At 62.1% G+C, this 9,375-nt stretch carries 12 protein-coding genes and 2 tRNA genes; 9 read left to right on the plus strand and 5 right to left on the minus strand.

Annotation, left to right across the window (positions count from 1 at the left end; genetic code table 11):
- Positions 1-338, plus strand: a 338-nt coding sequence (locus AC1DX0_RS25360; RefSeq protein WP_477357243.1) for an acyltransferase family protein, incomplete at its 5' end; no start/stop codon positions are given.
- A gap of 15 nt (positions 339-353) precedes the next feature.
- Here the strand turns inward: AC1DX0_RS25360 and AC1DX0_RS25365 are convergent.
- The 3 genes from AC1DX0_RS25365 to AC1DX0_RS25375 form a co-directional block, all read right to left on the minus strand.
- Positions 354-842: an SRPBCC family protein gene (locus AC1DX0_RS25365; protein WP_477222242.1), complete on the minus strand. Its 489-nt coding sequence runs from the start codon at positions 840-842 to the stop codon at positions 354-356.
- 61 nt (positions 843-903) lie between these two features.
- Positions 904-1,392, minus strand: a complete 489-nt coding sequence (locus AC1DX0_RS25370; RefSeq protein ID WP_477222243.1) for a GNAT family N-acetyltransferase — start codon at positions 1,390-1,392, stop codon at positions 904-906.
- Positions 1,389-2,147 carry a copper homeostasis protein CutC gene (locus AC1DX0_RS25375; RefSeq protein ID WP_477222244.1) on the minus strand — a complete coding sequence of 253 codons (759 nt, stop codon included), beginning with the start codon at positions 2,145-2,147 and terminating at the stop codon, positions 1,389-1,391. Before AC1DX0_RS25375 ends, AC1DX0_RS25370 begins: the two co-directional genes overlap by 4 nt.
- Before the next feature lie 262 nt (positions 2,148-2,409).
- On the opposite strand from AC1DX0_RS25375, the gene AC1DX0_RS25380 reads away from it, so the two are divergent.
- Positions 2,410-2,865 carry a carboxymuconolactone decarboxylase family protein gene (locus tag AC1DX0_RS25380; protein WP_477222245.1) on the plus strand — a complete coding sequence of 152 codons (456 nt, stop codon included), beginning with the start codon at positions 2,410-2,412 and terminating at the stop codon, positions 2,863-2,865.
- An 87-nt stretch (positions 2,866-2,952) separates the two neighbouring features.
- Here the strand turns inward: AC1DX0_RS25380 and AC1DX0_RS25385 are convergent, their stop codons facing one another.
- Entirely contained in the window at positions 2,953-3,384 is a 432-nt protein-coding gene (locus AC1DX0_RS25385; RefSeq protein WP_477222246.1) for a cupin domain-containing protein, read from the minus strand.
- A gap of 385 nt (positions 3,385-3,769) precedes the next feature.
- On the opposite strand from AC1DX0_RS25385, the gene AC1DX0_RS25390 reads away from it, so the two are divergent.
- Both AC1DX0_RS25390 and AC1DX0_RS25395 read left to right on the plus strand, forming a co-directional pair.
- A complete protein-coding gene (locus AC1DX0_RS25390) occupies positions 3,770-4,081 on the plus strand; it encodes a hypothetical protein (RefSeq protein ID WP_477222247.1) in 312 nt (103 codons plus the stop codon).
- Positions 4,082-4,198: 117 nt separating this feature from the next.
- Complete coding sequence (locus AC1DX0_RS25395; protein WP_477222248.1) at positions 4,199-4,420, plus strand: hypothetical protein; 222 nt, start codon at positions 4,199-4,201, stop codon at positions 4,418-4,420.
- Between the two features lie 195 nt (positions 4,421-4,615).
- Here the strand turns inward: AC1DX0_RS25395 and AC1DX0_RS25400 are convergent.
- Positions 4,616-4,690, minus strand: a tRNA-Asn gene (locus AC1DX0_RS25400).
- 234 nt (positions 4,691-4,924) lie between these two features.
- Between AC1DX0_RS25400 and AC1DX0_RS25405 the strand changes: the two genes are divergently transcribed.
- The 5 genes from AC1DX0_RS25405 (at position 4,925) to AC1DX0_RS25425 (ending at position 9,194) form a co-directional block, all read left to right on the plus strand.
- A complete protein-coding gene (locus tag AC1DX0_RS25405) occupies positions 4,925-5,212 on the plus strand; it encodes a hypothetical protein (protein ID WP_477222249.1) in 288 nt (95 codons plus the stop codon).
- A gap of 494 nt (positions 5,213-5,706) precedes the next feature.
- Positions 5,707-5,780: transfer RNA gene (locus AC1DX0_RS25410), tRNA-Cys, on the plus strand.
- A 91-nt stretch (positions 5,781-5,871) separates the two neighbouring features.
- Positions 5,872-6,540 carry a protein-L-isoaspartate O-methyltransferase family protein gene (locus AC1DX0_RS25415; RefSeq protein ID WP_477357245.1) on the plus strand — a complete coding sequence of 223 codons (669 nt, stop codon included), beginning with the start codon at positions 5,872-5,874 and terminating at the stop codon, positions 6,538-6,540.
- A 183-nt stretch (positions 6,541-6,723) separates the two neighbouring features.
- The gene (locus AC1DX0_RS25420; RefSeq protein ID WP_477357247.1) at positions 6,724-8,100 is read left to right on the plus strand and encodes a TolC family outer membrane protein; all 1,377 of its coding nucleotides are present in this window, start codon (positions 6,724-6,726) and stop codon (positions 8,098-8,100) included.
- A gap of 203 nt (positions 8,101-8,303) precedes the next feature.
- Positions 8,304-9,194 carry a PopZ family protein gene (locus AC1DX0_RS25425; RefSeq protein ID WP_477222252.1) on the plus strand — a complete coding sequence of 297 codons (891 nt, stop codon included), beginning with the start codon at positions 8,304-8,306 and terminating at the stop codon, positions 9,192-9,194.
- Positions 9,195-9,375: the final 181 nt, after the last annotated feature.

Raw genomic sequence — 9,375 nt, forward strand, 5'->3', positions numbered from 1 at the left:
ATGACGCCCAGGCCGCGGCGATCGCCGCTKTTTTGCTGTTCATGGACCCGGTGCCGACGCCAATCCACTATCTCCTGGCGGTGCCGCTGCTGGCGCTGGCCGTCAACGCGCTTGATTTCAGCACGCCGATTTTTTCCAATTTGCTGTCGTCCTGGCCAATGGCGACGTTGGGCCTGTGGTCATACTCGCTCTACCTCTGGCAGCAGCCCTTCTACAAATTCGTCTACGAGCAAGGCAGCAACCCATGGCCGATGCTGGCCGGGGTCTTTGCCTGCGCGCTCTGCAGCTACTACCTCATCGAGCGGCCGGCGCGGGAATGGCTCAACCGCAACTGGTAAGTGCCATCGGCATCATCAGGACGAGGGGCTGTTTTTCCGTGCCCCGAGATAGCGCCTCAGGCCGGCTTCGCCGCGCGGCGTCGTCCAGCGATGGTTCCAGGCGAAGGCCGGCCGCAGCAGCGGCGCGAGGAATTTGAGGATCGGCCTCTCGACCGTGACCTGCCAGGTCAACTGGACATGGGTGCCGGTGCCCGACGGCGACAGTTCGGCCCGCCACAGCCCGTCGAAATCGCCAAAGGTTTTCACCACCACCAGCCGGCTGGGTTCGAGTTCGGCGGCCTCGATGATGAAGTTCAGCTCATAGGGGAGGGCGCCGCGCGCCCGTGCCCTTGCCCGCGAACCGACTGACGCCTTGCCCTTGCCGTCGAGCGGCACCACTTCCTTGTAGACGTCGCCCCACCACAGCGGCAGCAATTCGGCGTCGGAGAGCACGTCCCACACTTGCCGAGGCGTGCCTTCGGGAATCTTCCAGCTTTCGTCGAAGCGGAAGACGTTGCTTGGCATCGCGGTTCCTCCGGTTGGCGGAACGCCTATATTAGGGGCGGCTTCTTTGTGTAGCCAGCGATCAGGCGACGATCTGCTTGACGTAGTAACGCACCGCTTTCTTGCCGCCATGGATCACCGCGTCGCCGACCTCAGTGAAGCCGAGAGCGGCGTGGAAGGCATCCGAGGCGGGGTTGGGCGGGTCGGCGTTGACCTCGCAGGTGACCAGCCTGTGGCCGGCGCGTTCAGCATGCTCGAACAGGTCCTGATAGAGCCGGCGCGCATGGCCGCGACCCCGTGCGTGTGCCGCCACGACGACGCGGTCGACATAGACGAAGCGTTCGTAGCGCTCACGGAACCAGACGAAGTTCGGGCTGTCGTAGTTGGCCTCCTGGTCGAAGGTCATGATGAAGGCTTCGAGATCGCCGATGCGGCGCGCATAGAATGCTTCGCTAAGCAGGAACGACAGCCGCTCGGCTTCGAGCCAGGACAGTTCAGCGGCATGCTCATTGTTGAGCGCCAATATGTCGGCTTCGTCGGCTTGCGCTATGCGGTCTATCTCAGAGGTCATGCCTTGGCTGCCGTGATCGTCGCCGCCACCAGCGGCGTGTCGGTCAATGTGTTGCGGTATTCGCGATCAAGATCGGAACCGCCCATGCCGACCTTGGGATTGCGGTAGCGCATGGTGCTCGGCACGTCCTTCAGCGCCGCGAAATGCATTTCGGCCAGTCCGGTCTTTCTGCGCACCTCAGCGATGTTCGCGAGATCGAGCCCGCCGCAGCCGAGGATGATGATGCGGTCGCCGGCCTGCCGCACCAGATCCGCCAGCAACGGCAGGCCTTCGATCGCGGTGTCGCGTTGGCCGCTGGTCAGCACGCGGCCGACCTTGCAGCGGATCAGCGCTTCCAGCGCCTCGGCCGGATCGCGCGTCATGTCGAAGGCGCGGTGGCAGGTGACGTTCAGGGAGCCGGCGGCCTCCGTCAGTTCGCCCATGCGCTTCTCGTCGATGGTGCCGTCGGCGTTCAGGCAGCCGAACACCACGCCGGGTACGTCGAGATCGCTGAGTGCTGCGACATCGGCGAGCATCGAGCGGTATTCGGTCTCGCTGTAGAGAAAATCGCCGCCGCGCGGCCGCACCATGACATGGAACGGCACCGTTGCCTGATCCAGCGCGGCACGCACCGTGCCAAGGCTCGGCGTGATGCCGCCTTCGATAAGGCTGGCGCACAGTTCGACCCGGTCGGCGCCGGCCGCCTGCGCGGCGAGCAGGCCATCAATGCCTTCGACACAAATTTCGATCAGGGGCGGGCGGTTTTCCGTGGTCAAGGGGCTATCCAGTTCATGATGTTGCGCAAAGCCCTAGCACCCGGGCGGCTGGCGCGAAAGCGTGAACGGTGCACCGCCATTTGGACCAGGCGACATTTCCCGGCTTGACAGTCCTATAACTCTTTGGTTATGAGTTAACCCATAGCTGACAGGTTATTGATTGATCGTTGGCGTCGCGGCGACAGCCGAAAATCCCATCTACTGAAACCTGGATGCGCTGCCTCCGGGCTCGGCAAAACACGCCCTCGAAAGGAGAAAGACCATGCAAGCGAGAATCAAGAATCCGGTGATGCTGATCCCAGGCGCGCTGCAGGCGCTGCTGGCGCTGGACAAGTCGACGGAGGCGGCCGATGTGCCTTATATCACGCGCAAACTCATCCATCTGCGCGCCAGCCAGATCAACAACTGCGCCCTTTGCGTCGACATGCACGCGCGCGAACTGAAGACGGCCGGCGAGAAGGACGAGCGCATCTTCGCGTTGGCGGCATGGCGCGAGACACCATACTTCACCGATGCCGAACGGGCGGCCCTGGCGCTGGCGGAGGCCGGCACGAGGCTCGCCGACCGCCCGGACGCCGTGCCGGACGATGTCTGGGACGAAGCCACCCGTCACTATGACGAAAAGGCGCTTGCCGTTTTGGTCGTCCAGATCGCCCTGATCAACGCCTTCAACCGGCTGAACGCGACGACCCGCCAGATGGTCGGCACCTGGGGCTGAACACGCCTGGGGCAGGGTGGTTATCAACTACAGCGCATGAAGGCGGGCGGCACATTGCCTTCCCGCCCTCAGGCATAGCCTTGGTGGCTACTGGCGCAATTCCGTATTCTTGGCGCCTTCCTCGACCTGGTCGATGACCAGGAGCTTGACCGGACCATCGCCGATATTGGTGGCCTGATGCCACTGCCCGATCATTTCGATGATGAAATCGCCCGTCTTGTAGGTGTTGCTGTTGCCGGTCTCGACATTGGTGACCTTCAGCGTTCCAGCCTCGACATAGGCGTAGCGCGGGAAAGGGTGCCTGTGCACCGGCAAGGTTGCGCCGACCGCGATGTCATAGGTCGACACCAGCACCTGCACATTCTTCTGCGGCAGCGTGATCGGCTGGCCGGACGCGGTGGTCGTGCGTGATGCTAGGGGTGTCACGACGACAGGCGTGCCGCCGCTGTCGAGCGCCAGAGCGCAATTTGCATAAAGTGTAGCAGCGGCCAAGAGTGCCGAAACCAGGATTTTGCGCATGATTCCTCCCTGAACCGACGCATCTATCGCTCGGCGGACAAGTTCGCGCAAGCACTGCCAAGCACTTGTGGATACTGCCAGATTGGACTTTTTGGAATTGTTGGCCTCAATGCATCAGGATATCGTCGGGCTATTCGGCCGCTCGGATTGCAAGGCCGCTGGCCACCATCGTCGGCCGGTGTTCTTCACATGCATTCCTGATTCAGCGGGAGCGTAATCGCGAATGGAAACCTTAGGGACTTCAGTCTTAGTTGAGCTATTGCTAATATACATTTAGCTTGGGCAATGCCGGGACGATCCAAAAGGACTGACCCGCTATGGCCGGTGCGGCTCGCTTCACCCAAACCGGCGCTCGTAGCTCAAACTGGACAGCGCGGAGGCTCAAATGGCCGGCGACAAGCGCAGGCAGGATGCTATTCACGACCATCAGGTCGAATATTTCGCCTCAGAGAACGGTTTAACGCCGGACCTGGCTTGGGAGTTAATCCTAAAACACGGTAACAGCCGCAAGGCCGTGATTAAAGCTGCGCAGGGTTTGAAAGGTGATGTAAGGCAACACGCGGCCGACAAGCCAGCCACAACCGGCATCTTGAGCGTGTTGGAGAAACCGCACTGGCGCACGGTGCTGACCACCAAGGACGAACAGGGGGCCTTCGATATGGCCAAGGAGATCGGCGGCAAGGTGAAGAAGTGCTAAGCTTCCCACCGTTTCGCAAATTAACCTTGACCGAAGGAGGCAGTGATCTATCGCCAGTCATTACTTGCGTGATTGCTAATATAATGAAACGCTCCGCCCATATTGGGGAATGGGGCGATGGAAGAAAGCCCAGGTAGATTTAGTTGCTTTCTCGAGCCGACAGGCGACTGGACGGTTTGGGATGAAGTCACCGGCGAGCCGGCAAACTTGGGCGGGAAAATACTGATCGGCTGCACCCGGGAGCGCGCCGAGTCTGCTCGCGACGTGCTCACGCGCATTTACAAAAACGGGCTGCACGCGCAACACCGCGACTGGAAGCCGACATTCGTTCGAAGGTGAAGAGGCCGGCAGTCTCTCGGGTTACCTTCTGGCTATCGGGCCTCGTGATCCGCCACCTTCAATCGCTTGATTTGGTCTCGCTGGAACGAAACGCCTTTCGTGTCGATTCCCGGAGGCTGGGCAATTCGCGTACATCTGCCGTGCATAACCGAAAAATCTCCGGTTTTACGAGATTGCTAAGTGTGTGAAAAGATTTGGCTCCCCGGGCCGGATTCGAACCAGCGACCAACCGGTTAACAGCCGGTTGCTCTACCACTGAGCTACCGGGGAACGGAGGCTCTTTGAGCAAGTGGCGCAGCCTATAGCAAACACCTTTCGGCTTTGCAAAGAAGCATTTCGCTTTTTTCCGAGACTTTTTCGCTCAGGCGTTTCTCGCAATCGGCGGCGTGCGCCCTCATATTAGCCGTCTTGGCGACGGGCGCGGAACCGAAAGGGCGGTCGCGGCTTTCGTAAAATGATATTTTCGAGCGACCAGACAAGCGACCACACAGGCAGCCATTGGCGATGACGGCAGCAGACGAAAACCGGATACCGGCACGAAAGATCTCGATTTTCGGGCGCGAGTTCACCATGCCGCAGTCGCGAGGTCTCAGAATCGCGATCGGCATTCTTTTGACCATCGGCGGCATTCTCGGCTTTCTGCCGATTCTCGGCTTCTGGATGGTGCCGATCGGACTGCTAGTGCTTTCCTATGAATTCGCCATGGTGCGCCGCCACCGGCGCCGCTTCGTCGTCTGGTGGGAGCGGCGGCGACGGCCGGATGCAACGACAGGCACCAAGCCGCGCCTTTGACCGCGCCATCCTTCCCTTGCGTTATGCCCTTGTTCGGGTTCCGGATTTTCGCGAATCGGCTTTTTGGTTCGCACGTCTCCCGAGATCCTCGCGGATTTCCTTGAGAACGGCGGCAGCCGAGGCAAGGCGCCGCGCGATCGCGCGGCGAAAGCCTGGCGGTGCCGTCTATGGCCAGGCAATCGATGGCATGGCGCAGCAATGCCTCGCAGCCCGCTCGCGACAGGCCGTCCCAGGCGCTCGTTCCGTCGTTCGGGCTTGCCGGCCGCATGGCGCAGTCCTCCTCGTTTCTCAACGGTGGCCGGGGCGTGGAGTTTCTCCTGACCTCCTGCTATCCTTAACAGTCTGCTAATGTGCGTCATGACCGCTGTGGCCACGACCCTCGATGCGCAGGGATGGGATTCATTCATGAGGAAACCGCGCGGAATGCGTGGTGGCCGCTTGACGCCATTTTCGCCGCAACCTATTGGAACCGGGTGGAACGCCGGGAGCAACGAGGCCTCGTGGCGGAGTGGTTACGCAGAGGACTGCAAATCCTTGCACCCCGGTTCGATTCCGGGCGAGGCCTCCAATACCCGRGCTCCCGCGCGCTCAGCGCCGGAGCCTGACGTTCTCATCGAAATGAACCGCGGTTCTGACGCGGCAAGCAGATTGGTTTGAACATGAGCGCTGATTTTGCCGAGCTTCGCGTCAAGATGGTCGATGGCCAGGTTCGCACCACCGACGTGACCAGCGCSCCGCTGCTGGACGCCATGCTTTCSGTGCCGCGCGAGGCTTTYGTCGGCGMSSGCCARCGCGATCTTGCCTATATCGACGARGACATCCGCATTGCCGACGGYGCCGATGGCGCGCGCTATCTCATGGAAGCCTCGCCTCTGGCCAAGCTGATGCAACTGGCCGAGATCAACCCGACCGATTCGGCGCTCGATGTCGGCTGCGGCAGCGGCTACGCCTCGGCCATCCTGTCGCGGCTGGCGAGGTCCGTCGTCGCGCTCGAAAACGATTCGGCGCTGGCGCAAACCGCAACATCGACCCTTTCCGGCCTTGGCTGCGGCAATGTGACCGTGGTCCAGGGCGCACTGGCGCAGGGGCATGCGGCCAAGGCACCCTATGACGTCATCTTTGTCGGCGGCAGCGTCGAGAAAGTGCCGGCGGCGCTGCTCGATCAGCTTGCCGAGGGCGGCCGCCTGGTCGCAGTCGAAGGGCAGGGCAATTCCGCCGTGGCGCGACTTTTTTTCAAGGGGGGGGGGGTTGTAACCGGGAGACGGGCATTTAATGCGGCAATTAAGCCACTACCCGGATTCGAACGTGAGCATGCTTTCGAATTCTGAATGATTTGGCCTTGCAGCAGAGGCTTTGYCATGGTCGCTTGCATTTGAACAATCGTTGCTGATCCCAGACTGGGGGCACTTTGGGACCGAGCGACAGGGAACATTAAAACACGCCACTCCGGCTACTCCTGTGAGAAGCTGGCGCGGCGCGGTTCCCATGGAAAACGAATGAGGGATATACCCGTGCCGTCTGTGTCCAAGACCCTTTTTGCCGCTGTCCTCGTTTCCGCGACCGCGCTGTCCCCCCTGACCGCCTCGGCGGAAACCATCTCCGGCGCACTCGCCAAGGCCTATCAGTACAATTCCTCGCTCAATTTATCCCGCGCCGGTGTGCGCGTCACCGACGAGGGCGTGGCCATTGCCAAGTCGACCGGGCGCCCAACCATCACCGGAACTGCCGACGCGAATTATGTGAACACGCGCGCCAGCGGTGCCAACAGCAAGACATCATCGGCCAGTGTCGGTATTGTCATCAACCAGAGCCTGTTCGACGGTTTTCAGACCCGGAATAATGTTGCGGCTGCGGAAGCCCAGGTGAAAGCCTCGGTGGAGAGCCTGCGCAACACCGAAGAGAACACCCTGTTCAATGCGGCCACCGCCTAYATGGACGTGATYCGCGACCGGCAGRTSGCYGTGCTGACCGAACAGAACCTGCARTTCCTGACYGAGCAGGCGCGCGCSGCGCGCTCGCGTTTCGAGGTYGGCGAAGGSACGCGCACCGACGTCGCCCAGGCCGACGCGTCGCGCGCCTCGGCGGTCGCCTCGCTCAGTGCCGCCCGCGCGCAGGCATTGGCCAGCGCCGCGACCTATCACCAGGTGGTCGGCGACGAGCCGGGTAAACTCAAGCCGGCTGCGCCATTGGCGAAGCTGTTGCCGTCGAGCCTCGATTCGGCGATTGCCATTGGTTCGGCCGAACATCCGGCCATTCTCTCCACCCAGCATCTGGTCGACGCCGCCGCGTTTTCGGTGAAGTCGGCGGAAGGCGCACTGCTGCCGCAGCTTACCGCCTCGGCCGGCATCTCGGATGACTATCTCAACCGCAATCCGAATGCCGGACAGAACGGCAATTCGACCTCGGCCAATATTGGCGCGACATTGACCATTCCGATCTATTCGGGCGGACGGAAGTCGGCGCTCGTGCGGCAGAACAAGGAATCGTTGGGCGAGGCCCGCATCCAGGTCGATGTCAGCCGCGACCAGGTACGCCAGGCTGTTGCCACGGCATGGTCGCAATATACCGCGGCACAACAGAGCGTCTCGGCCAACAAGCAGGTGATCGACGCGGCGCAACTGGCGCTGAACGGTGTCATCGAAGAGCGCAATGTCGGCCAGCGCACCACGCTGGATGTGCTCAACGCGCAGGCCACCGTCATCACAGCCAAGATCAACATGGCCAATTCCGAACACGATGTGGTGGTGGCGAGCTATGCCATCCTGTCGGCGGTGGGCCGCCTGTCGGTCGACCGGCTTGCCTTGGCGGTGACCAAGTACAAGCCCGAAGAGCACTACAATGCCGTCAAGGACAAGTGGATCGGCCTGCGCACCCCGGACGGCCGCTAGGCCGCCGGTTGGAAGTCTCGTGTCCACGCAGGACGCGATTTTTCGAAACTTCGGCTTCGCGCTCTAATCTGTTGAAATCCCACATGTCCCCAGATTGGGGATTCTCGTGCGGCGATCCGTCGGTTACGCTGTCGCCATGATTCGAATCCGGCTGGTGCCGGCGGCGGAAGACCACAGAGGTCACAAGGGCGGCGGATGTGACGATGGCAACGGCAAGCAGCGCACAGCGCGAACCTTCCATGGAAGAGATACTGGCTTCCATCAGGAGGATCATCGAGGATAGCGACACCGGCCGCAAGCAGCCGGGCGAGGCTGATGAGCTGCGCCAGGACCTGGAGCCATCGCCGAGCGAGGCTCCGGCCGCCGATGTCGATGCGTTTCGCGCCGAGCTACATGCTGCCCCCGAAGTCAGGAACCCGGTTGCGCTCGCGGAAGTCCAGGCGCCTTCGCCAGAGCCCACGCGCCCCGAGCCCGTGCATATGGAATCGCAGACGCGTGCCGATCCAGTGCCTGCCAAGCCGTCGATGACGCTTGCCGAGGTCAGCGCCAGGATCGCCGCCGAGCCGGTGCCCGCCGTCAGGGCCGACGCGGCAATGGTTCCGCAGGCTGGGGCACCGCAGGCCAGCGCGACGAGCGATGCCATCGTTGCCGATTGGCGGCGCGAGATCGCGGCAGTCGGAGAGCAGGCGAAAGCCATACCGGACAGGAGCGTCCGCAGGCCGGCCGCCCAACCCGAGGTGCCCCAGCTCGTGGCGCCCCAGTTCGAGGCGCCAACGAGCGAACCGGTGGTGGAGGCAGCGGTCGAGCGGCCTTCTTCAAGCGAGGCTCCGGCACCCACCGCGCAGGCACGTGCGGCAAATGAAGCGCCCGCGGTCCGCGCCGCAATCCTTTCCGAACATACGGGCAGGCAGGTGGCAGCGGCCTTTGGCGAGCTTTCCGATGCCTTTGCCAGCCGCAGCAAGAAGACATTCGACGAGATGGCCGAAGAGATGCTGCGGCCGATGCTGCAGGACTGGCTGGACAACAATCTGCCGACGCTGGTCGAAAGACTGGTGCGCGAGGAAATCGAGCGCGTCGCGCGCGGCGCCCAGTAAGGCCCACAGCCCATCCCTCTGACAAAGCGCCGCCTCCTTGGCGGCGTTTTTGTTGGCAGGGTCGGCTCGCGACAATCATGGCAAAAAGATTGCCCTTTTAAAGCCATGTACGATTGCTCCCTTTGGCCGATGAACCGACAGTTGACGTATAGCTACCGATTGCGGGCGATGGTTCCGATGC

It is taken from the genome of Mesorhizobium sp. P3_A9 (assembly GCF_056402975.1).

Coding starts and splice junctions, on each gene's coding strand:
- AC1DX0_RS25365 (WP_477222242.1), bottom strand. CDS start 842: ATGCCAAGCAACGTCTTCCGCTTCGACGAAAGCTGGAAGATTCCCGAA.
- AC1DX0_RS25370 (WP_477222243.1), bottom strand. CDS start 1,392: ATGACCTCTGAGATAGACCGCATAGCGCAAGCCGACGAAGCCGACATA.
- AC1DX0_RS25380 (WP_477222245.1), top strand. CDS start 2,410: ATGCAAGCGAGAATCAAGAATCCGGTGATGCTGATCCCAGGCGCGCTG.
- AC1DX0_RS25385 (WP_477222246.1), bottom strand. CDS start 3,384: ATGCGCAAAATCCTGGTTTCGGCACTCTTGGCCGCTGCTACACTTTAT.
- AC1DX0_RS25390 (WP_477222247.1), top strand. CDS start 3,770: ATGGCCGGCGACAAGCGCAGGCAGGATGCTATTCACGACCATCAGGTC.
- AC1DX0_RS25395 (WP_477222248.1), top strand. CDS start 4,199: ATGGAAGAAAGCCCAGGTAGATTTAGTTGCTTTCTCGAGCCGACAGGC.
- AC1DX0_RS25405 (WP_477222249.1), top strand. CDS start 4,925: ATGACGGCAGCAGACGAAAACCGGATACCGGCACGAAAGATCTCGATT.
- AC1DX0_RS25425 (WP_477222252.1), top strand. CDS start 8,304: ATGGCAACGGCAAGCAGCGCACAGCGCGAACCTTCCATGGAAGAGATA.